This window comes from Iodidimonas gelatinilytica, assembly GCF_008579125.1.
GTDB classification, from domain to species: Bacteria; Pseudomonadota; Alphaproteobacteria; order Sphingomonadales; family Rhodothalassiaceae; genus Iodidimonas; species Iodidimonas muriae.
On the sequence record NZ_BKCL01000007.1, the window covers coordinates 68,707 to 90,787 of the forward strand.

General features: G+C 57.0%; 19 protein-coding genes, 1 other RNA gene and 1 pseudogene. 7 read left to right on the forward strand and 14 right to left on the reverse strand.

What is annotated here, in order from left to right; genetic code table 11:
• Nucleotides 1-52: 52 nt before the first annotated feature.
• The 4 genes and pseudogenes from JCM17844_RS16660 to JCM17844_RS10230 all read right to left on the reverse strand — a co-directional run.
• Nucleotides 53-496 (reverse strand): annotated as a pseudogene (locus tag JCM17844_RS16660) (50S ribosomal protein L11 methyltransferase); the annotation flags it as partial.
• Entirely contained in the window at nucleotides 493-2,871 is a 2,379-nt protein-coding gene (locus tag JCM17844_RS10220) for an ATP-dependent helicase (protein ID WP_150000860.1), read from the reverse strand. The pseudogene JCM17844_RS16660 and the gene JCM17844_RS10220, both read right to left, overlap by 4 nt.
• A 50-nt stretch (nucleotides 2,872-2,921) precedes the next feature.
• Nucleotides 2,922-4,670, reverse strand: a complete 1,749-nt coding sequence (locus JCM17844_RS10225; protein ID WP_210431798.1) for a chloride channel protein — start codon at nucleotides 4,668-4,670, stop codon at nucleotides 2,922-2,924.
• Between the two features lie 45 nt (nucleotides 4,671-4,715).
• Complete coding sequence (locus JCM17844_RS10230) at nucleotides 4,716-5,255, reverse strand: pentapeptide repeat-containing protein (RefSeq protein WP_150000862.1); 540 nt, start codon at nucleotides 5,253-5,255, stop codon at nucleotides 4,716-4,718.
• A 170-nt stretch (nucleotides 5,256-5,425) separates the two neighbouring features.
• On the opposite strand from JCM17844_RS10230, the gene JCM17844_RS10235 reads away from it, so the two are divergent.
• Together JCM17844_RS10235 and JCM17844_RS10240 are read left to right on the forward strand one after the other, a co-directional pair.
• Nucleotides 5,426-8,203, forward strand: a complete 2,778-nt coding sequence (locus tag JCM17844_RS10235; RefSeq protein WP_210431799.1) for an AsmA family protein — start codon at nucleotides 5,426-5,428, stop codon at nucleotides 8,201-8,203.
• Nucleotides 8,152-8,931, forward strand: coding sequence for an AsmA family protein (locus JCM17844_RS10240; RefSeq protein WP_150000864.1), 780 nt, complete (start codon nucleotides 8,152-8,154; stop codon nucleotides 8,929-8,931). The genes JCM17844_RS10235 and JCM17844_RS10240 overlap by 52 nt, the downstream gene beginning before the upstream one ends.
• Nucleotides 8,932-8,971: 40 nt before the next feature.
• Here JCM17844_RS10240 and JCM17844_RS10245 read toward each other — a convergent pair whose 3' ends face one another.
• The 3 genes from JCM17844_RS10245 to JCM17844_RS10255 all read right to left on the reverse strand — a co-directional run bounded on the left by JCM17844_RS10245 (nucleotide 8,972) and on the right by JCM17844_RS10255 (nucleotide 11,204).
• Nucleotides 8,972-9,196 carry a ribbon-helix-helix domain-containing protein gene (locus JCM17844_RS10245; RefSeq protein ID WP_150000865.1) on the reverse strand — a complete coding sequence of 75 codons (225 nt, stop codon included), beginning with the start codon at nucleotides 9,194-9,196 and terminating at the stop codon, nucleotides 8,972-8,974.
• Between the two features lie 9 nt (nucleotides 9,197-9,205).
• Nucleotides 9,206-10,606, reverse strand: coding sequence for a class II fumarate hydratase (gene fumC / locus JCM17844_RS10250; RefSeq protein ID WP_150000866.1), 1,401 nt, complete (start codon nucleotides 10,604-10,606; stop codon nucleotides 9,206-9,208).
• An 85-nt stretch (nucleotides 10,607-10,691) separates the two neighbouring features.
• The gene (locus JCM17844_RS10255) at nucleotides 10,692-11,204 is read right to left on the reverse strand and encodes an SspB family protein (RefSeq protein WP_150000867.1); all 513 of its coding nucleotides are present in this window, start codon (nucleotides 11,202-11,204) and stop codon (nucleotides 10,692-10,694) included.
• A gap of 173 nt (nucleotides 11,205-11,377) precedes the next feature.
• Here JCM17844_RS10255 and JCM17844_RS10260 point away from each other — a divergent pair, with 173 nt between their 5' ends.
• A complete protein-coding gene (locus JCM17844_RS10260) occupies nucleotides 11,378-14,344 on the forward strand; it encodes a M16 family metallopeptidase (RefSeq protein WP_150000868.1) in 2,967 nt (988 codons plus the stop codon).
• 85 nt (nucleotides 14,345-14,429) lie between these two features.
• Here the strand turns inward: JCM17844_RS10260 and ssrA are convergent.
• Nucleotides 14,430-14,797: a transfer-messenger RNA gene (gene ssrA, locus JCM17844_RS10265) on the reverse strand.
• 86 nt (nucleotides 14,798-14,883) lie between these two features.
• Between ssrA and JCM17844_RS10270 the strand changes: the two genes are divergently transcribed.
• Nucleotides 14,884-15,816: a LysR family transcriptional regulator gene (locus JCM17844_RS10270; protein ID WP_150000869.1), complete on the forward strand. Its 933-nt coding sequence runs from the start codon at nucleotides 14,884-14,886 to the stop codon at nucleotides 15,814-15,816.
• Between the two features lie 83 nt (nucleotides 15,817-15,899).
• Here the strand turns inward: JCM17844_RS10270 and JCM17844_RS16040 are convergent, their stop codons facing one another.
• Together JCM17844_RS16040 and JCM17844_RS16915 are read right to left on the reverse strand one after the other, a co-directional pair.
• A complete protein-coding gene (locus tag JCM17844_RS16040) occupies nucleotides 15,900-16,214 on the reverse strand; it encodes a hypothetical protein (protein ID WP_150002688.1) in 315 nt (104 codons plus the stop codon).
• Complete coding sequence (locus JCM17844_RS16915; RefSeq protein ID WP_307725804.1) at nucleotides 16,201-17,301, reverse strand: globin-coupled sensor protein; 1,101 nt, start codon at nucleotides 17,299-17,301, stop codon at nucleotides 16,201-16,203. Before JCM17844_RS16915 ends, JCM17844_RS16040 begins: the two co-directional genes overlap by 14 nt.
• A 159-nt stretch (nucleotides 17,302-17,460) precedes the next feature.
• On the opposite strand from JCM17844_RS16915, the gene JCM17844_RS10280 reads away from it, so the two are divergent.
• Nucleotides 17,461-18,255 (forward strand): thymidylate synthase, encoded by a 795-nt coding sequence (locus JCM17844_RS10280; protein WP_150000870.1) that lies wholly within the window; start codon nucleotides 17,461-17,463, stop codon nucleotides 18,253-18,255.
• Between the two features lie 70 nt (nucleotides 18,256-18,325).
• Entirely contained in the window at nucleotides 18,326-18,613 is a 288-nt protein-coding gene (locus tag JCM17844_RS10285; RefSeq protein ID WP_150000871.1) for a sll1863 family stress response protein, read from the forward strand.
• A gap of 119 nt (nucleotides 18,614-18,732) precedes the next feature.
• On the opposite strand, the gene JCM17844_RS10290 is transcribed toward JCM17844_RS10285, so the two are convergent.
• Nucleotides 18,733-19,209 carry an alpha/beta hydrolase gene (locus JCM17844_RS10290; RefSeq protein WP_150000872.1) on the reverse strand — a complete coding sequence of 159 codons (477 nt, stop codon included), beginning with the start codon at nucleotides 19,207-19,209 and terminating at the stop codon, nucleotides 18,733-18,735.
• The gene (locus tag JCM17844_RS10295; protein ID WP_150000873.1) at nucleotides 19,206-19,574 is read right to left on the reverse strand and encodes an alpha/beta hydrolase family protein; all 369 of its coding nucleotides are present in this window, start codon (nucleotides 19,572-19,574) and stop codon (nucleotides 19,206-19,208) included. Before JCM17844_RS10295 ends, JCM17844_RS10290 begins: the two co-directional genes overlap by 4 nt.
• A 72-nt stretch (nucleotides 19,575-19,646) precedes the next feature.
• On the opposite strand from JCM17844_RS10295, the gene folA reads away from it, so the two are divergent.
• Nucleotides 19,647-20,132 carry a type 3 dihydrofolate reductase gene (gene folA, locus JCM17844_RS10300; RefSeq protein ID WP_150000874.1) on the forward strand — a complete coding sequence of 162 codons (486 nt, stop codon included), beginning with the start codon at nucleotides 19,647-19,649 and terminating at the stop codon, nucleotides 20,130-20,132.
• Here folA and JCM17844_RS10305 read toward each other — a convergent pair.
• Both JCM17844_RS10305 and JCM17844_RS10310 read right to left on the reverse strand, forming a co-directional pair.
• Entirely contained in the window at nucleotides 20,102-20,989 is an 888-nt protein-coding gene (locus JCM17844_RS10305; RefSeq protein WP_210431800.1) for an alpha/beta fold hydrolase, read from the reverse strand. The two genes, folA and JCM17844_RS10305, sit on opposite strands and share 31 nt — an antisense overlap.
• A 10-nt stretch (nucleotides 20,990-20,999) precedes the next feature.
• The gene (locus JCM17844_RS10310; RefSeq protein WP_210431801.1) at nucleotides 21,000-21,902 is read right to left on the reverse strand and encodes an MBL fold metallo-hydrolase; all 903 of its coding nucleotides are present in this window, start codon (nucleotides 21,900-21,902) and stop codon (nucleotides 21,000-21,002) included.
• Nucleotides 21,903-22,081: the final 179 nt, after the last annotated feature.

Here is a 22,081-nt window from a genome sequence, read left to right on the forward strand (position 1 = left end):
GATCCACAGCCAGATCCAGCATAGCCTGTGGCCGGTCGATTCGCCGGGCCAAGCGGTCCAGCATCAGCAAGCACCCCATTGTGGTGGCATGTTGGCCGGTGCCAAAGGCTTGCCCCGCTTCGATCTGCAAATTGATGCCGAAAGCCCGCCGGTTTTCTCGATCATGGCTGCCATGTACAAACAGTTTTCCCGCCGTCACCGGCGACAGCAGTTTCTGGCTTTCGCTGACCCAATCCCGATCTTCCAAAGCTTCGCACTGAATGTCTTCGGCTTGATGCCCGGTTTCATCCCGCCATGCGTCAAGAGCGGCGACCAGCTCTGTTAAATCCGGTTTCGTGTCGAAATAGGCTTCGATTCGCCAGATATGGTCTTCAACCACTTCAAAGCTGGAGATGGTGGGGGGGCAGGCATCAAGGGCGAACACCTCTTCAAACAGAGTTTCAAGGGCGGGGGCCACTGCCATGGGGGCCGTGGTCCAGACATGCCAAGCGCTCATGCGGGCCTCACAAAGCTATCGATCACGCGTTTTTCTCCGGAATGTTCAAACATGACCACCAGCTTGTTGCCATCCACTGACATGACCTCGCCATAGCCGAATTTGTCGTGAAACACCCGGTCTCCTTCGGCAAAGCGGGTGGCTTTGGCTTGCGGCAGGCCGCTGCGCTCCACCCGGCCTTCGATGGGCTTGTTGCGCCTTGATTTGCGGATGCGCTCGGCGCGGCCACCGCCCCAATCGGATTGTGTGCCGTGCCCTCCGCCCGCATGACGATTGCGGGCGCGTGTCCAACCCGGCCCACGGGCCGGTTCGGCGTCATAGCCTTGAAAGCCGCCCCATGCGCCTGATGCCATGCTGCCTTCCTGGCCGGAATAAAGCCCTTGGGCGTTTAATGTGTCCACATGCTTGGCGTCCAGATCTTCGATGAAGCGCGAAGGGAGGCTGCTTTGCCATTGTCCGAATATTTGCCGATTGGCGGCAAATAAAATGATGGCGCGCTTTTTGGCGCGGGTCAGGCCCACATAGGCAAGGCGGCGTTCTTCCTCCAAAGACTCAAGCCCCCCTTCATCAATGGCGCGTTGATTGGGGAAAACCCCTTCTTCCCAGCCGGGCAGGAACACCGTATCGAATTCCAGCCCCTTGGCGGCGTGCAAGGTCATGATGGACAGCTTCTCGACGTCGGATGCTTCCTGATTTTCCATCACAAGGCTGATATGTTCCAGAAAACCGGGCAATGTATCGAAATCCCGCATGGCGCTGACCATTTCGCGCAGATTGTCCAGCCGGCCTTCGGCATCGGGGGATTTGTCTTTTTGCCACATCTCGATATAGCCGGAATCTTCCAGGATCTGTTCGGTCAGCGTTGGATGATCCAGATGATCCAGATCTTCGCGCCAGCGGCGGAAGTCTTCCAGAAACAGCGCCAGTGACCGCCGTGCTTGCGGGCGTAATTCTTCTGAATCGGTAAGCATGGCGGCGGCGCGGCTCATGGGGATGTCTTCAAGGCGGGCAAGGCGGTTGATGGCCTGCATCGCGGCAGGGCCAAGGCCACGCTTTGGCACATTCAAAATGCGTTCGAACGCCAGATCGTCATCGGGTTGCACCAGAACACGCAAATATGCCAGTGCATCTCGGATTTCCGCCCGCTCATAAAAACGCGGCCCGCCCACCACACGATAGGGAATACCCAATGTGATCATGCGTTCTTCAAATTCGCGGGTTTGAAAGCCTGCACGTACCAAAACCGCCATTTCCGCAAGAGAGTGGCCGCTTCTTTGCAGGGCTTCCACCCGGTCGCCCACGGTACGGGCCTCTTCAAGAGCATCCCACACGCCGCATATGGTGATTTTGTCTCCGCTCCCCGCATCGGTCCATAAGGTTTTGCCAAGCCGTCCGGAATTGGCGGCGATCAGGGAGGAGGCCGCCCCCAGAATATGGCCGGTGGAGCGGTAATTCTGTTCCAGACGCACAATATGGGCGCCGGGAAAATCGCTTTCAAAGCGTAGGATATTGCCCACTTCCGCGCCGCGCCATCCATAGATCGACTGGTCGTCATCCCCCACACAGCAAATGTTTCGCGGTTGGTCATCCGGGCGCTGGGCCAGCAGGCGCAGCCATAAATATTGCGCCACATTGGTGTCTTGATATTCGTCCACCAGCAACCGGCGATAGCGGTTTTGATAGCGTGTCAGAATATCCCCATGATGCTGGAAAATGGTGATCATATGTAAAAGCAGGTCGCCAAAATCGCAGGCATTGAGCACTTTCAGCCGGGCCTGATATTGCGCGTAAAGCTCCAACCCCCTGCCATCGGCGAAATTGAACCCTTCACCTTGCGGCACACGATCAGGCGTGAGCGCCTTGTTTTTCCAACGGTCGATCAACCCCGCCAGCATCCGTGCGGGCCAGCGTTTTTCATCAATATCCGCCGCTTTGATCAATTGCTTGAGCAACCGGATCTGGTCGTCGGTATCAAGAATGGTGAAGCTGGATTTCAGGCCCACCAATTCTGCATGTTCGCGCAACCAGCGTGCTGAAATGGAATGGAAGGTGCCAAGTGCCATGCCCGCGGCCGGACGGCCCAAGAGCCGCTCCACCCGTTCGCGCATTTCCCGCGCGGCCTTGTTGGTAAAGGTGACGGCCAAAACTTCGCCGGGATGGGCTTTGCCGGTGGCGATCATATGGGCGATGCGGGTTGTCAGCACCCGTGTTTTGCCGGTTCCTGCGCCGGCCAGCACCAGAACAGGGCCATCCAGCCGCTCCACAGCTTCGCGCTGGGCGGGATTTAGCCCGGAAAGCCAAGGGGCCTGTTGGGCGGGCGGTGTGGCCTTGGGGGCGGGGCCGACATCGGAAAAATCAAAGGGATCGGAATTCATGCGCCCTGTTTAATCTTTTGGCGGGGAAATGGCCACCGGATAAAGCGGGATCAGTCTTTGCCCTGGCTGTCCAGCAATGCGCGATTATAGGCCTTGAGCACATCTTCATGGTTCAGAATACCGATCACCAACCGCGAGCTGGTATCCGACAGAACCGGCAAATCGTGCTCGCCGGTGCGCTCCAGCATGCGCAGGCCGCTTTCCAGAGTGTCAGAGGCATAAATTACTGCCGGATTTGCACGCATTATTTCTGCGGCGCGCACCAGATGGTTCAGATCCGGATCAAAGGCTTCCTCGGGCAGATCGGCAAAGGAAATGATACCGGCAAGGGCACCGTTTTCATCGACAACCATCAGCTTTCCGCCGCCCTGGGCCACCAGATGCCGGCGGACTTCAAAAATGCTGGCGCTTTTTGGCACTGTGGAGAAAATTGTGCGCATGACCGCCTTTGTGCCCGTGGATTTCAACAAATGGGAGGCCTTCCCCGATTCCAGATTAAGCCCGCGTCGTTCAAGCTGGCGTAGAAAAAACGAAGGCGCATAGGCAAAATGGGTAATCATCGACGACAGGGCCGCAGCAACCATCACGGCCATGGTCACTTCATAATCGCCGGTCAGTTCAAACACGATCAGGATGGTGGACATGGGCGCCCCCAGTACCGAGGACGCAAAAGCCCCCATACCAACCACCGCATAAACGCCTGGTCCAGACGTGAAATCGGGAAACATGCTTGCGGTCACCACCCCGAAGGCCCCGCCCAGCATGGCCCCGGTAAATAAGGCGGGTGAAAAAACACCGGTGCCGAATCGCGCCGCCGTGCAAAGGGCGGTGAGGGCAATTTTGCCAAGGAACAGGGCAATCAAAAGCCCGAAGCCATAGCTGCCCTTGAGCGCGCTATCGGTGCCTTCATAGCCAACGCCGATCACTTCGGGCAGCCAGATGGCCACAATCCCCACACAAACACCGCCCACGGGGGGGAAAGCCCAATCGGGCAGGCTGGAGATATGGCGGCGCAGATCGGTGGCCCAAAAGATCGACTGCATGAAGAGGATGGCTCCCATCGCCGATAAAACCCCCAACAGGCCAAAAGCGGGGAATTCCCATAAAGATGCAATTTCCAAAGGGGGAACGGTAAAGGCGGGGAAATTGCCCAGATGAATCCGTGAAACGATGGTGCCGGCAACGCCCGCCACCACAATGGGAGCAAAGGCATGCAGGGCATAATGGCCCACCACCACTTCCAAAGCGAAGATCACCCCGGCAATGGGAGCATTGAACGAGGCGGCGACACCGCTGGCCACACCGCAACCCACCAAGGTGCGCATCACCGCAGGCGATAGATGAAGGCGTTGCGAGAAAAACGAGGCAATGGCCGCCGCCAGATGCACCACGGGGCCTTCGCGGCCCACCGACGAGCCAAAGCCCAGGGCCGTTGCATTGGACACCGCATTGGCCAAGGCAGCCCGGAAGTCCATGCGTCCATCGCGCAACGCCACCGATTCCACCACTTCCGATACCCCTTGCGGGCGGCCATCGGGCAAGAACCATTTCAGCAGCAAAGCCACCACTATGCCACCGGCCACCGGGGCCAAAAGCATGTGCCACCAAGGCAACCGGATGATCCCGGCAATCAGTTGTTCTTCGCTGGCGCCAAAGGCCAGATAGCCCCAGGCATTGATCAGCAAGCGAAAGCCGATGGCTCCATATCCCGCCAGCGTGCCGATACCGATGGCCAGCACAAACAGGATGGAATGGTCATAGCGGAGCCGGCCCAGCATTCCCATAATGGCCGCGCGCATTCGGTGGCTTGTTGATGGGCGTTGCATGATTCGCCGTTGCCTTGGTTATTTGCAGGTTCCTATCGAGCCTTCGGCGCAAATGGTGGTGCCATCGATCCATGTGGCTCCGGTGAAATCGGTTCGATAAAGATCGGCATCTTCCAGCCGCGCCCGGGTCAGATTTGCGCCGCCGAGATTGGTTTGGAACAGCCGGGCACCGCGCAGATCCGCATGGCTCAGATCCGCACCGCTCAGATCCGTCTTGGTGAAATCCGCATCGATCAGATTGGCACCGGATAAATTTACGTTTTTAAGGCTGGCAGACATGAATTTTGCCCGCCGCCCATCCAGCCCCGATAAATTGGCGCGGTCCAGTGTGGCGCGGCTAAAGCTGCTGTCGCGCACAATGCCGTTTTGAATGTCGATATCTTGAAATTGCCGCCCATTCATGAAACAGCGAGTCCATTCCACACCGGGGCGGGGCGCATCGCTGCATCCGGCAAAGGCCGGGACGGAAAGGCCCATCAGGAAGGTTGCCCATAACAAGGCAGAAAACCGCATAAGACGTATGGCAAGGAAAGGCGAGGGGCGATGATAACGGGTCAAGGGCGATCCCTTCTCATGGGTTGGTGTGCGGCTATGGAAACATCTGCTTTCGGATTGCAATATGCCTCAAGACTGCCACACAGTCCTTATGTGATAAGCGTATCGGATATGTGGCTGCAAGGATTTGGTTTTCAACGATGGTCATCAAGCCGTTAAAAGACCGCACGGATATGGACGACACAGCGTTGGATGCGCCGGAAAAAGGGGTGCGGCGCTGGCGTCTGGCGGGCTGGATAGCGGCTGGTCTGCTGGTGGTTTTGCTTGGTCTTGTGCTGATTGCCCCCGGTCTGATCGATTGGAATGCCTATAAAGACCGCTTTGAAACGATGATGAGCACGGCTTTGGGGCGGCAGGTTGTTATCGCCGGAGATTTATCCTTTCGCACCCTGCCCACGCCTGCATTGCGGGCGGCGGATGTGCGGATTGGCAATGTCCCTGATGGGCGTGCTGATTATCTGGCCAAGGCTGAACGGTTGGATGCCGTGGTGGCGTTGTTCCCTTTGCTGCGCGGTGATATCCGGATACGGCGGATCGAATTGATTGCGCCGGAGATTGCCTTGGAGCGGACGGCGGATGGTCGGGGCAACTGGCAATTGGGCGGAGAGGCGCCAAAGGAGCCGGATATCTCCGAAACCGATAGCGCCATGGCGGCCATCAGCGTGGATGATTTTGTCGTCAGAAAAGGCACGCTCAGCTTTTATGACGCGCAATCGATGCAGGAGTTCAAGGCCAGTGCTATCGAGCTTCGGCTTGTGGCAGAGTCGCTTTCCGGGCCGTTTCAGGGGCAGGCCCGGATGCAGGTGGCCGATGTGCCGCTGGACCTTTCCATAAAGGCCAGCCGTTTTGAGCGGGCGGCGCGGGTGCCAGTTTCGGTTACAATGACGGTGCGCGATGCCAAAGCCACTTTGTCGGGCTGGTTTCGCCTGCAAGATGCCGATGCCCATATGCCGCAAATGGCCTTGGCGGCAGGAATAGATGTCCCGGATCTGGCTGTTTTGCTGGGCGATATGGGCGCTATGGCGTCGCACCCGCTCCCCGTCATCGCCGGACTGGACCAACCATTCTCCCTTGAGGGGGACTTGTCGGTGGATGGCGATATCCGGCTGAGCGATCTGCGTGGAAAATTTGCCGCAACGACCTTAAGCGGTGCGCTTGAATATATCATGGAAGATGATCCGGCGCTGACCGCGACCGTGCGTGCCGACCAGATCGATCTGGACCCGTTTTTTGCCAAAGATGCGGTGGATGCGGTTGCAGCGGAAGGGGCATCCACCTTTCCGGAAAAAACGGTGAACTGGCCCGATGTGCCAAAGGATTTGGCGCTGACCCTGTCTTTGGCGGTGGATGCGGCCCATTATCGTGGTGGCATGATCAGCCGCGCCACCATGGATCTGCACAGCGAAGACGGTGTGTTGGTGATCGAACAGGCGCGGGCCAATTTGCCCGGCGCATCAAGCCTGTCTTTGAACGGGCAGCTTTCGCAAAAGGGGGAAAATCCCCAACTGGCAGGAACGTTAAAGGCATCGTCGAGCAATGTGCGTGCCGTGCTGGATTGGTTGGAGATCGCCCTTCCCATCCCAAGGGATCGGCTATCCAGCCTTGTTTTTGAAAGCGCTGTGAAGGCCACCCCCAATGACATAGCGTTTGATGATCTTAGCCTTGTGTTGGATGCCAGCCATGTGGAAGGGACGGTGCTGATGGTCTTTGGGCCGGATCAGCCTGCTCTGGAGGCGGATATCCGCGTCGATCGTTTGGCCCTTGATGATTATTTCTTGCCGCCCGCGCCTGATGCGCCGCCTTTTGACAGGGTGGATTTGTCGCGCAGGGCCAATGATATGCTGGTTGATTCCGAGAGCCTTGATCTGCGCCTGAAGCTGGCATTGGGCCGATTGAGTGCTTTTGGGCAGGATCTGCGCGATGTGCAGCTTGTTCTGGACCGGCATCTGGATGCCCTGACGGTGGAACGGGCCGCTTTTAAAAATCAGGAAGGGGCCGATTTCGGCTTTTCCGGGCGGGTGCAGGCAGGGGACGACATTCCCGGCATCGATATGCTGGTGCGGGGCAGCTTGCCGGATCTGGCCCGCGCGGTGGATGCACTGGCCGTTACATCCCCGCCATTTTTGCGCCCTGTGGGGTCTGTGACATTTGAAGGGCGCATTGCCGGTGCCTTGACCGATGTGGAGGTGGATCTTGGCGGACAGCTTGCGGGCGGGCGCCTGACAGCGCGGGGCAAGGCTGGCTCGGCTCTTGATCCAAAGGCCGGCACCCTGGATCTGGATTTGACAGTGGATCACCCGTCCCATCGGGCTTTGGCTGCGCGTTTTGGCTTTGATGCCTTGGCGCATGGTGATGCCTTGCCGGTGCATCTGGAGGCGCAGCTGTCCGGACCGGCAATGGGCCTTGATGTGGCCGGGAAGGGGCGTCTTTTGGGCGGTCAGATGGATGTGACCGGACAAATGGCGGGCCATGATGGCGGGCAAAATCTTGAACTGGATATAACGGCCACGCATCCCGAACTGGCGCAGCTGGTGCGGCAAGTGATCCCGGATTATCGGCCACGCAAGGCGGAACTGGGGCCGCTCTCCGGCCATCTGTCCGTTGCTTATGACGCGTCGTCCCACCGGCTGGGGTTGAAGATCGCGCCGTCAGAAGTGGGGCCGAGCCGCGTTTCAGGCACATTGGATGTGAAACTGGCAAAAGACCGGCCCTTTCTGACGGTAGAGCTGGATTTGGGGGCGGTGCCGCTGCCGGATTTTCTGCCCCCCGCCTCCACAGGGATCATGCCAGCCCGGAAAACCGGCACTCGCCGCTGGTCGCAAGAGCCTTTGGCCTTGGAAGGATTGCGCGGTTTTGACGGTACTTTGGCGCTTGCCGCCCAAATGATGACGCTTGATCCTTGGAGCTGGATGCGCCGGTGGTGGAAGCCCGACTGGACCAAGGGGTGCTGACCCTGGATGCCGTGACGGGTAAACTTTTCGGCGGCGATCTGTTGATGTCGGGGGCTCTGGATGTGGGGGACGTGCCGGATCTGAGCCTGACCTATGCGCTAAAGGACAGCCGCTTTGCCGATGTGCTCGAGGCGACACTCGGCCACGGGATCATTGATGGTCAGGGCTCTGTTGCGGGGGCCTTTTCCGCCAAAGGCAATAGCCAATTCGATATGGTGTCTTCTGTCAGCGGTCAAAGCCGTGTCCATATTCAAAATGGTGCGTTGATAGGGGTGGATCTTCCCGGCCTTGTGCGCGGCCTCAAGGGCGCTTCTTCCGCTAAGGGTCTGGGCGCACTTGCTTTTAATGCCTTTTCATCGGGCCAAACTCCGTTCACGGATATGACGGTGGATTTGCAAGCGCAAAAAGGCCTTGTGCAAATGGCCCCGATGCGGGCCGCTCTTGCGGCTGGGCAGATGGAAAGCCGCGCCAGTCTGGATCTTGGGGCCTGGGCGCTCTCAATGACCGGTACCTTCCGCCTTGAAGACTATCCCAAAGCGCCGCCCATCGGGTTTGATTTGGGGGGAGCCGTTTCCAACCCCACCATCGCCCTTGATACCGACCCATTGCTGCGCTGGCGGGCCGCCCAATTGGCGACATCGGTGTTCAAACGGCTGGATATTCCCGGATCGGACCTTTTGAAGGCTCCGGATGTGGTGGGCACCAAGCAGGATCGGATGTGCCGTTAAAGGAAGATGCTTTGGCAGAAACCCCGCCAAGGCCGTGACCCTAACGCCCTGCTTCATGCTTCAAGTTCTCCAGCACCAATAGGCGCAAGGCACTGGAGAGATTGGTTTCGCGCTGTTCGTCGATTTCGGTGACAAGGGCGTTGATGGAGAGCCCGCGATGATGGGCAATGCGGGTTATTTCATCCCAGAAAGCCGGCTCAAGCGAAATGCTGGTGCGGTGTCCGCGGATCAGAACAGATCGCTTGGCCGGGCTTTTTCTTGTCATGACCAAGGCTCAGTCTTTGGGGTGCACCATGTCTTTGGGGCGTACCACCCGGTCAAATTCTTCTGCCGTTACATATCCAAGGGATAGCGCCGCTTCTTTCAATGTAGACCCGGATTTATGGGCTTTTTTGGCCACTTCCGTGGCTTTGTCATAGCCGATGGTGGGGGCAAGAGCCGTCACCAGCATCAGCGATTCATTGAGCAATGTCGTGATGCGGTCTTCATTGGCTGCAATGCCAGCGACACAGCGGTCGGTGAAGGAACGCGCTCCGTCGGCCAAAAGGCGGATGGATTGCAGCAGATTATAGATCATCACCGGCTTATAGACATTCAGTTCCATATGCCCGTTGGACCCGGCAACACTCACCGCCACATGATTGCCCATCACCTGCGCGCACACCATGGTCATGGCTTCGCACTGGGTGGGGTTCACTTTGCCCGGCATGATCGACGAGCCCGGCTCGTTTTCCGGCAGGACCAGTTCGCCAAGGCCGCACCGCGGGCCAGAGCCTAGAAGGCGGATGTCATTGGCGATTTTCATCAAGGACACGGCGATGCTGTTCATGGCGCCAGAGGCTTCCACCAAGGCATCATGGGCGGCCAATGCTTCAAATTTATTCTCGGCCGTAATAAAGGGCAGACCGGTGATGGCCGCGATTTCTTGCGCCACACGCTCGGCGAAGCCGGGCTTTGAATTGATGCCGGTGCCCACAGCGGTGCCGCCCTGTGCCAGTTGATAAAGGGCAGGAAGCACGGCTTTGGCTCGACGCAGGGATTGCTTGATTTGATGCACATAGCCGGAGAATTCCTGACCCAGCGTCAGGGGCGTGGCATCTTGCAAATGGGTGCGGCCGATCTTGACGATGTCTTTGAAGGCATCGGCTTTTTGCTCCAGCGCTTTTAAAAGATGCTCCAAAGACGGGATCAGGCGGTGATGGATTTCTTCCACCGCCGCCACATGCATGGCCGTGGGGAAGGTATCGTTGGAGCTTTGCGAGCGGTTGCAATGATCATTGGGATGCACCGGATCCTTTGATCCCAGTTCGCCACCCAGAATTTCAATGGCGCGATTGGCGATCACCTCATTGGCATTCATATTGGATTGGGTGCCCGATCCGGTTTGCCACACCACCAGCGGAAAATGATTGTTGAGCTTGCCGTCGATCACTTCCTGCGCCGCTTGGTCGATGGCTTTGCCGATGCGGCTATCCAGATTGTCCAGCGCCATATTGGCCCGCGCCGCGCCTTGCTTCACAATGCCCAGGGCGCGCACCACCGGCAGCGGCATGGTTTCGCCACCAATGGGGAAATTGATCAAGGAGCGTTGGGTTTGCGCACCCCAATAGCGGTCGGCGGGAACGTCCAGTTTTCCAAAGCTATCGCGCTCGGTGCGCACACCATTCTTGGACATATCTTATCTCCTGCAACGAGTCTTGTGACGGCCAAGGGTATCGGCCCGGCACTGCCGTTCCGTTCTGGCCGAATGATGGGGCAGATCAGGTTTTCTTGCGAAAGGCATCCAAAGCGACGACTTTGCTATCGTCATTGGTGGTGCCATCATCGCCGTGACTGGTGTCCTGTGCATCGGATTCCGGCTCGGCAGAGACAGTATCCAGCGCAACGGGTTCGTCCTCGGTGCTGGTGCCGCTTGCATCCTCGTCTTGAAACTGTAAGGCAAACTGCACGGAAGGATCGACAAAGCCGACCACCGCATTGAACGGGATCACCAGCCGTTCCGGCTTATGATTGAAGGACAGGCCGATTACAAAATGATCGTCAGCCACTTCCAGCCCCCAAAAGCGATGCTGCACAACGATGGTCATATCATCGGGATAGCGCTTTTTCAGATGCTCGGGGATGATAACGCCAGGGGCGCGTGTACGGAAAGCGATATAGAAATGATGGGCGCCGGGAAGCCCCTCGCGCATGACACGACGCAATATTTCGCGCACGACGCCGCGCAACGCATCTTGCACCATTTCATCATAGTTGAATTGAGATTCGGACATGGATGCAATCTTGACCTGTGCCTTTTAAGGAAAAAACGGGCCGACAATCGGACTCGACGTCCTTATAGTCCTTCATATCTGTACTGGCCAGCCGGTTTAAAGGGCTGGGGTCGCAATCTTGGGGAATGCGGCTTTTCCTCGGCGCATGATTGTTTTTGGAGTGGGTTATATAAATGGCTGATTTTTATCGTTTTTTCGCAAGAATTATTGTGCTGGCCGGTGTTATTTTCCCGATTGCAGCTTTTTCCCAGACCCGGCCTTTGGATGCGCCTTCCCCTGATCTTGCCTTTCCCCATGAGCGGAATGCTTTTGGACTTGCGCCCGACCCTGCCATCCATTGGGGGCGGCTGGATACGGGCCTGCGCTATGCCATCATGGAGAACAAAACGCCGCGCGATCAGGCCAGCTTGCAATTGCGTGTGGATGTGGGATCGCTGGATGAAGTGCCGGAACTTGGCGGGATTGCGCATTTTCTTGAACATCTGGCGTTTCAGAAAACCATCCGCCGCCCCGATGAAGGATTGTTCACAGAACTGGAGCGTTTGGGCCTGCAATCGGGGGCCGACAGCAATGCCACCACCGGGCTGGAGGCGACCACATATTATCTGACTGTGCCCGGCTCCGGGATCGACCGCATCTCCCGCGCCTTGGATATTTTCCGCGACATTTCCGATGGTCTGTTGCTGACAGAAGAGGATGTGGAGCAAGAACGGGATGTGGTGACAAGCGAATTGGTGTCGCGCGATAGCAGTGCGGCGCAATCTTCAAAAATCCGGATGCGCTTTTTGACACCCGGTGCAAAAGCGGCTGAACAATGGCCCGCTGGCACGCGAGAGAGCCTTCATGTCATCAGCCGTGAGGATCTTCTGGCATTTTATCAGGCTCATTACCGGCCTGAGAAAATGCTGTTGGTGCTGGTGGGGGATTTTGATGCCGAAGCGGTGGAAGCGGAAGTGCGCGCCCGCTTTGCCGATTTTAAAGGCGCGGGCGTGGCGGCCCCGGATGTGAGTGAAGAACGGACCGCATCTTTGCCGCAGGCCCCGCGCGCTCTGAGCCATGTGGAAGAAAGCCTGCGTCCTTCTATTGCCGTATATTTTGAACAGCCAGCAAAGAGCATTGCCAGCCAATCCCTTGGCTATAGCGGTGCCTATCGGCTGCAAAAGGCCGATGAAGATACACGGCGGGCCGTTTTGAAGCGCGGATTGGCGCTGGATTTTGCCATGGGGGCCTATCGCCGCCGTTTGCAAGATCTGATGTTTGCCGATGATGCGGGGTTCAGCTCTGGCGGGCCGTTTGGCGACCATATCCCCCGTGCCGCCTATTTTGCGGGCTTGCAATTCACCCCGGTTGGCGATGATTGGCGCACCGCCCTTCATGTGGCACGGCGTGAACTGGATCGGTTGCTGGCCTTTGGCATTACAGAGCAAGAACTGGATCTGATGCGCCGGAGCCAGATCACAAGTTTAAAAGCCAGCGTAGATCGGGCCGATACCCGCAGTTCGGGCGCATTGGCATCGAATATCCTTCGGTCAACGGCGGCGCATTTCGTGGTGCGGCATCCGTCTGCGCTGTTGGCGGATTTGATGGATGTGGTGGATCAGCTCAGCCTTGAGGATGTGAAGGCAGCATTAAAGGATCGTTATGAAGGCAAGGCTCCGGCCATTTTCGTGCGCTTGCAAAACAGCGATGAGCCGGTGAGCGAAGCGGAGATTTTGGCCGAATGGGCGGCGGCAGGGGAAACGTTATTGCAGCCGTGGCAACCTTCTGACGACAAGGCCTTTGCCTATCAGGTGTTTGGCGAGCCCGGCCAGATCGTTTCGCAAGAACATATCGAGGATTTTGATTTCGAACGCCTGACCTTTGCCAATCATGTGGTGGCGCAGATCAAGGACAGCGATCTGGAACGCAATACCGTGCGCTTTTCGATCCGGCTGGGCAATGGCCTGTCCGCTTTTGCGCCCGATGAAGCGGGATTGATGGCCAAAGCCGGTCAATGGGCCACATTGGGGGGGCTTGGGGCCCATGATTTTCAGGAATTGTCGCGGTTGTTTGCCGATAAAAACATGTCGGTGCAATTGTCTATCGATGGGGGCGGGGTGCGGATTTTAGGGGCCGCCATGCGCGCGGATCTGCCCATTGCCTTGCAATATGCCGCAGCGCTATTGACCGATCCGGCGTTCCGGCCCGATGCGGTGCCGCTTTACGAGCGCTCCATGATGCAGCTTTTCGCCGGGCTGCGTGCCAGCCCGCAATCGGTTCTGCGCGCCGAAGGGGTGCCGTTTATCTTTTCGGGCGACCAGCGCCGCGTGGGCTTTCCCGCCGATCTGGAGGCGGCGCTTGCGCCAGATCGGGAAACGGTGGTGAAGCGCCTGACCCCCTTATTGGCCCATGAATTTCTGGAAGTTTCTTTGGTGGGGGACATCCGGGTTTTGGAAGCGCAAACGCTGTTGGCCAATACATTGGGGGCGTTGCCAGAGCGGGCCGCCGAGCCGGAATTGGCCGGCTCCATTCTCCCCCGGTTTGCGGCCAATGGGGCCAAAGCTGCCTTCACCTATGATGGCCATGATGCGGGGTCGCGGGTGTCGCTTTACTGGCCGGTACGGGACGGTGTGGAGCGCCCCAAGGCTTTGGCGCTGCATTTGATGACCAGCGTGCTTGATATTTTGGCGCGGGAAGATGTGCGCGAGGCCGGTGGATTGTCTTATTCGCCGCAAGCCTCATGGCAATTGGATTCGTCCTTGGGATATCGCGGGCTGATCGCGTTGTCCGCTGATAGCGATAGCGCCCGCAGCCATGAGGTGGTGGAGGCGCTTTCGGCTTTGCTGGAAAGGGTAGCGCAAACAGCCCCCAGTGACGATCTGCTGGAACGCGCCCGCCAGCCGGTGATGGAACAGCTTGGCCGTTGGCGCGATAGCAATCAGGGCTGGTTGTTCGGCATGCTGGAAGGGCTGTCGCATGCCCCCGAGCGGTTAAAGCGTTACCGCACGGTGGAAGCGGATTATCGGGCCGTCACCGCAAAGCAGGTGCAGGATGCGGCCATTTGGCTTTTGAAAACCGGTGCCCCCATTGAAATCGTGGTGAGCCCCATAAGCATAGAGGACGACGCCACAAAAGAGGCAAAGGCACCAGATTCGCCCTGATGAAAGCACAGGGCGGATAAAGAGAGCCGATATATGGGACTGCGGGAAGTGGAGGGCTTTTTGTTGCCCGGTGCCCTCCGAACCGCGGGAATGCTTCTGTTACCCGGTGCACCCCTAAATACCGTGCTGATTGCTCTGCAATCTTGACCGCTAGGTCTTAATTACGCTGCAACAGCAAATGCCTCGTTATCATTGGCATTTGTGAATATGGCCCATCACGGTGGTACCATGCCGAGCAGAAAGTATCGTCTTTGAGCACATGTCGATCCTATTTCGCCCCCATCAGCAGCGGTCGCTTCCCCGGCCTATATGCTTTATGGGCTTCAATCGCTGATGGTGGAGGCGCCGGGTACCGCCCCCGGGTCCATAATGCCTATTTCACGCACCGTTTACTGCCATAGTCGGTTGCCCGACAGCGCCTATATAAGCATTTTTGGCGAAGGTTTAAAGAGGCTTGCGTTTATCAATGCACAAAGGCCCAATGGCAGGCATGATAAAGGGGCGAAAAGCCTATGTGATGGCGGAAAAGGAAAGCTCTTATGGATCAGCTGGCAGCATTGCGGGTGTTTTTGAAGGTTGCAGAAAAAGGCAGCTTTTCCATGGCTGCGCGCAGCCTGAACCTGTCCAAATCCGCCGTATCGAAGCTGATTTCGGCCTTGGAGGATCATTTGGGGGCGCGGTTGTTTTATCGCACCACACGGCAGGTGAGCCTGACGGAAGAAGGGCGCGCTTATGTGCAACGGGCGACGCGGATTCTGGAGGATCTGGCGGATGCGGACAATGCGGTGTCCAGTCTTAATGCGGAACCGCGTGGCACATTGCGTATAAGTTGTGCTCTGGATTTCGGGCTTCGCCATGTGGCCCCGGCCTTGCCGGAATTTCTGGGCCAGTATCCCGATTTGAAGATAGATGTGGATTTTAACGATCGATTCGTTGATCTGGTAGAAGAAGGCTATGATCTGGCTTTGCGCATTGGCAGCTTATCGGATTCCAGCCTGATTGCCCGCAAGATTGCCGTGGCGCGAATGGTGGTGGCGGCCAGCCCTGCCTATTTGGCACGCTATGGCACACCGCTCAGTCCTGCGGATTTGGCCGACCATGATTGTCTTTTATATCGCGGGCGCAACAATTCTGGTGAGTGGACCTTTACCGGCCCCGATGGGCAAAGCCAGTCGGTGCGGGTGTCCGGCCCGATGCGGGCCAATAATGGGGATGCGTTGAAAGAAACCGCGCGCCATGGACTGGGGATCGTGGCCATTCCCGATTTTCTTTTGGGTGCGGATCTGGAGCAAGAGGGCCTTGTGGAGATCCTGAGAGATTATCAGCAAGCCCTTTTGCCGGTGCAGTCAATTTATCCGCCCAACCGGCATCTTTCCACCAAGGTGCGGCGCTTTATCGATTATCTGGCGCAACGCTTCTCGACAAGGCCCGGCTGGGGTAATGGGACGGATCATATCGTCCATAAATCCTGAGCGGCGTCATTTCCGAGCTTATGGTCCAAAATATATGAAAGGGCGCTGCCGCTTGTTGGGAAAGATGCAGCGCCCTTTTTTTCTTATGCGTGATTTTCGTGGCTATCCCTGCGGATGGCTTCAAGGAAGCTGTCGATTTTGTTCGACAAGGTTTCTGTCAGCGTGAACACATCGCCAGCCAGTTGCCGCACATCGGACATGGAGCCGCCGATATTGCCTGCCGACAAGGATACTTCGGCAATATTGGACGAGACATCCTCGCTGCGGCCCGCCGCTTCTGTCACGGCGCGGGTGATTTCGTTGATGGCCTGTGCCTGTTCGTCGATCATCGAGGTGATCTCGTCGGAAATGGTGCTGACCCGTGTGATGGTGGCATCCAGCCGCTCATTGGCGCTCACCGCTTCCTGAGTGGCGGACTGGACAGAAGAAATCTGGCTGGCAATTTCCTTGGTGGCTTGTGCCGTTTGCCCCGCAAGCTTTCACCTCATTGGCAACCACGGCAAAGCCCCGCCCTGCCTCGCCCGCCCGCGCCGCTTCAATGGTGGCATTCAAGGCCAGCAGATTGGTTTGCCCGGCGATATCATCGATCAGCTTGACCACATGGCCGATTTTTTCCACATAGCCTGCAAGGCTGTCGATCACTTCGCCGGCGGCTTTTGCTTCCTTGGATGCTTCGCCCGATGCGCCGGACGAGCGTTGTACCTGTTCGTTCATCTGCTGCACCGAGGCAGAGAGTTCTTCGGCGGCCGCGGCTGCGGTGCGCACATTGTCGGCGCTGCTGTCGGCGGCATTGGAAACGGTGGTGCTGGATTCACTCATGGCCTCGATGGCGGTGCTTACTTCGCTGGCATTGTTGCGCATCCGCTGGACGGCATCGGTCACGCTTTTCAGCGTGCTCACCACTTCTTGCTCGAAGTTTTTACCATGCTCTTCCAAAAGCGCTTCGGCACTTTCGCGCACCATTTCATGATTGGTGGACGACATGATCTCGTTCATCAAAAAATTGTGCCGGTTGAGCGCCACCACGGCCTTGGCGCGGTCTTCGCGGTTCTCGATTCCTTCGATCACATATGTGATGAACATGTCATAGACGGTGGCATAAGCGGGAAGATAGAATTTTGGGCTCAACCCGATGCGGTGCATATAAGCGCCGCGCTCGGAAATGACCTGCCCATAGCGGCGATCCATTGGCGCGGTGAACATATAGTGCCAAAATTCCACCTGCCGCTTTTTGATCTGCTCCAACCGTGATGTATCGATGGCGTTTTGCGCTTCTTTATGGATCAGAAGATTGTCGAAGAATGCTTGCAATATGGAGTCGATATTCGGCTCGATGACTGGCCATAAAAGGCACAGCTCGTCGCGGAGCTTGCCTCCCGCGGCAAAATTCTGGATGCGGCTATTCATTTCGAGCTTGAACGTGATATCGCTCAGCTCTTCCAGAATTCCGGTTTTTGTTTTAACACTCAGGCTTGTTTCGCTCATGGTACCCCCGACGCCCGTTTAGGCTGTATTGTCTCTTGCTAAAGCACTATCGAACCACAGAGTTAAAAGGCCCTTAAAATTTGAACGATCTCTGAATGCTTTGGTGGATTGTGATCGGAAACATTTGCAGTCCTGAATAGAAGAACGGTAATATTTTCGATGAAACAGTATCTTGACTTGTTGCGCCATGTTCGAACGCAAGGCACGTTCAAACAAGACCGCACAGGAACGGGGACCTACTCGGTTTTCGGGCATCAGATGCGCTTCGATCTGGAGCAGGGCTTTCCGCTTCTCACCACGAAAAAACTGCATTTGCGGTCAATTATCTACGAGCTTTTGTGGTTTTTACGCGGCGACACCAATATCCGCTGGTTGCAAGAAAACAAAGTCCGCATCTGGGATGAATGGGCCGATGAAAAGGGCGAGCTTGGCCCGGTTTATGGCAAGCAATGGCGGGCATGGGAAACGGCGGATGGCCGGGTGATCGACCAGATATCCAATGTGGTCGAGGCCATCAAGAAAACCCCCGATAGCCGGCGGTTGATCGTATCGGCATGGAATGTGGCGGATGTGGATCACATGGCTTTGCCGCCTTGCCATTGCCTGTTTCAATTCTATGTGGCCGATGGGCGTTTATCGTGCCAGCTTTACCAGCGGTCGGCGGATATTTTTTTGGGTGTGCCGTTCAATATTGCCTCTTATGCGTTGCTGACCATGATGATGGCCCAAGAAACGGGGCTGCGTCCGGGGGATTTTGTCCATAGCTTTGGCGATGCGCATCTTTATAGCAATCATGTGGAACAGGCGGATCTGCAGCTTGGCCGGACGCCGCGCCTTTTGCCGAAGATGATCCTCAATCCGCAGCGCACATCCCTCCAGGCATTTCAATATGAAGATTTTCGCCTTGAGGATTATGACCCCCATCCGCATATCAAGGCCCCCGTTGCCGTTTAAAGGCCGCGAACTATTTCTGTCTTTGATCGTTTCTGCTTTGCGGCAGGAATAATCAGGCAGAGGTGCAGCAATGACCAAGAGCGGGCAGACTTATGAGTCTTTAAAGGCAACATTGGACGAATGGGAAGCCGAACTGGAAAAGATGGAGGCGAAAGCCCGCAAATTCCGAGCGGAAAAGCAGGCGGAATTTGATTCCTATGTCAAGCAGGCGCGTTCCCAGCGCGACGAGGCCCATGACCGGATCAGCAAGCTGCAAAAAGCCAGCGAGCATGCCATGGGCGATATTCGCAAAGGGGCGGAAAAAGCGCTTGATGATTTAAATGACGCCATGAAACGCGCCAGAGCCCATTATCGCTAGGGCCAGTTTTTACGCGTCTTTTCGTTGATCGCTCTTTCTATCCCAACCGCCTCTGTATTTTCCGATATTGATTTGGGCGGAGGCGGGCGGTTGGGTGTGCGCGCACGCACTCTGTTGAGTCAAGGAGCTGTCGTCGCTTCGGATGCCATTTTGGTGCTTTCATGCTGGCGTAAAAAATCCAGAATAGCCGCATTGCCACGCGGCTCAAACAGATCCCAGCCATGTCCCGCCCCATCAAATAACAGGCGGGTGATATTGTCGCCGCCCGCCGCCATCAGGCGTTCGGATTGATGCTGCGGTACGGTGGCATCTTCGGTGCCGTGAATAATCAGCACCGGCTCTTCCACATCTTGAATGCGGGCGATGGAATCGAAGCGGTCCGTCAAAATCGCATCGACGAACCATTTGGGGAACTGGTCGTAACCCATTTCTGCGATAGAGGCGAAAGGGGCTGCCAAAACAACAGAGGCAACGGCGCGATCTGCCGCCAAAGGAACGGCGGTGCCGGTGCCCAGCGAATAGCCGTAAACATGCACGCTCGGGGACGGAATACCGCGATCTTCCAGCCAGTCCAGCCCGGCTTTGGCGTCGATCAGGAAGCATCATCGGATAAAGCCCCCGGATTGCCGCCATAACCGCGATATTCCAGCATCAAAACGCCATAGCCCGCTTCTACCAAAGGTGCGGTTCCGCGCGTATATTTGCCGATGCTTTTGGAATTGCCGTGCAGATAAAGGATGGTTTCTTCACCCGCAAGTGGCGCATGCCACCACGCATTCAAGGCCAGTCCGTCGGGCGTTTCGATACTGACGGTTTCAACGGGAAAAGGCACCAAAGACGCATCCGGTCTGTCGGGCGAAGGATTGAAGATGCGGTCCTTATAATAAACATGAAGCCCATAACCGGAAGCGCCGGTGAGCAATAACAGGGCGACAAGCGCAATGGACAGGCGTTTGATCATCTTCAACTCCGGCTTTATAGGATGTGGCACGGATATAATGGCACCAGACCAGCAAAGCAGGAACCTCCTTTTATGGCAAGACTATCACTGATTGTGGCCGCTGCCGAAAATGGCGTGATCGGCATGAAAGGAGAGATGCCTTGGCACCTGCCCGCTGATTTGCGGTATTTTCGCAAGATCACTTTGGGGCATACGGTTCTGATGGGCCGTAAAACCTATGAATCCATTGGCAAGCCTTTGCCCAAGCGCCGCAATATTGTCATCACCCGTCAGGAAAACTGGCACGCCGAGGGGGTTGAGGTGGCGTCTTCGGTGGATGAGGCCATCCGCATGGCCGGATCGGATGAGGAAATTATGGTGATCGGTGGCGGCGAGATTTACAGGCAAAGCCTGCCCAGCGCCGATCGGGTGTATTTGACCCGTGTGCATCTGGAGGTGGCGGGCGATACGTATTTTCCCGAACTCTCCAAAGATCAGTGGCGTGAAGTTTCTTGTATGGACCATCCCGCCGAAGGAGACGCGCCTGCCTATTCGTTGCGGATGTTGGACCGTGTCTGAGCGTTGTCGATAAGATGTCGGTCCAGTTCTTGGATGGCGTCCAACAGAACCTCTTTGGAGTTCCAAGGCAGGAAATGGTTTTGTCCATCCAGACGCGCCAATGTAAAGGACGCGTCTTCGGGAAGCGTCTTGCGCATATAATCCACATTGGCATAGGGGACCAGATCGTCTTCGGTGCCATGCACCATGATGATGGGCAGGCGCATCTGCGCGATCCCTTGGGATAGTTCCACCAGCTCGTCTTCAAGGGCGATCAGTTCCCGATTGGCATTGCGCATGGCCCGCGGCAAGGCCCAGGACAGCAGGAAGCTGTCGCCGAGATGCTGGATGGCATAGACTTTTTCCAGATCGGGATCGAATGCCCCCGCCGCCAATACCAGCCCGCCCACCAGATCGGGATAATCCATGGCAGCGCGCACGACCACCGGTCCTCCCAGGCTATGGCCCATCAGGATTGGTTTCAGGCCATTCTCCGGCGTCAGAAATGAGCGGAGGGCCGCAGCCTGTTGCGCAAGGGAGGTCACAACCCCTTCCGGTCCGCTTTCGCCAAAGCCGGGGCGGTCAATGGCGATGAAATGAAAGCTGTCGCCCGCCATGGCCATGAAATCCCGCCACCCTTCGGCAGAGCCGGGCGTGCCATGGACCAATATCACGGTGCGCGCGTTTGAGGGGCCTTGGGTATAAGCGGCGATCTGTGTGGATTCGTCGGGGCCGATGGGGGCATCGACAGACAGGCGGGTTACGTCCCATATGCCGTGGTTGTCACGCAGGCCAGAAGGTGGCCCGACACAGGCATAAAGGCCGCCCATAATCACAGCCAGACCGGCGAAGGTGATAAGGACGCGACCGATTTTCATGAAGCAACCTCTAGGACTGAACGGGGTGTAAAGCCGATTCGGTGGGGCGGGGGTGATAGACATTCCCCGGACCTAAAAGCCCTTGAGCGGTCAAATAGTCAAGATGAGCCTGTACCGATTGTTGCGCCGCCTGAACAAGGCGCGGGGTCAGGCCCGTATAAATTTGCGAGACAATTTCAGCGGGCGTGCGGCAGCCTTTTTGCAGACAGGCGATAATCTGTTGTTCCCGGCAATGGCGATGCTCGATCAACTGACGGACATAGTGATGCGGATTGTCGATTTTCGGGCCGTGGCTGGGCAGATACAGCCGATCCTCACGGGTCAGCAGGGCCTCCAGTGAGTTCAGATAATGCTCCAGATTGCCCAAAGGCGGCGAGATGACGGTGGTGGACCAGCCCATCACCTGGTCGCCGGAAAATAAAATACGCTCTTGTTCAAGGGCGTAACATAAATGGTTGGGAAAATGCCCCGGCGTGTGAACGGCGCGGATTACCCGCCCATCAATGGTGATGCTGTCTTGATCCGTCAGTTCCCGGTCCGGCGCAAAGGCCAGATCCACGTCTTCTGTGGTCAGGGCGGCAATGGCGGCGTCGATGGGGCGATGGCCCATCACCGGTGCGCCGGTAAGCTGTGACAAGGCTGCTGCTGCCGGAGAATGGTCCTGATGGCTGTGGGTCACCAAAATGGCGCGCACGGGGCGCCCTGCCACCGCTTTCATCAAGGCATCGATATGGCTGTCCAACAAGGGGCCGGGGTCGATGATCGCCAGTTCGGTTTCGCCCACCAGAAAACTGTTGGTGCCCCGAAAGGTGTAATCCTTGGGGTTTTGGGCAAGCACCTGCACGATGCCCCGGGCAATGGGGTGGGGTGCTTCATAAGGCGCATCGAAATTACAATTGAAATCAGGCGGCACGTGGGTTTCCGGTTCTGTGACAGCGGGACAAAATGCATATATGACGCGGCAAAACGCCAATGTGGGTTAAGCGGCCATAGGGTCTCGATATATAAAGCACTCAACCGATGAGAAACATTGGTGGGGGGATCACAACTGCTGAACAGGGGTTCACAAATATGTCAGCATGAGAGTATCAA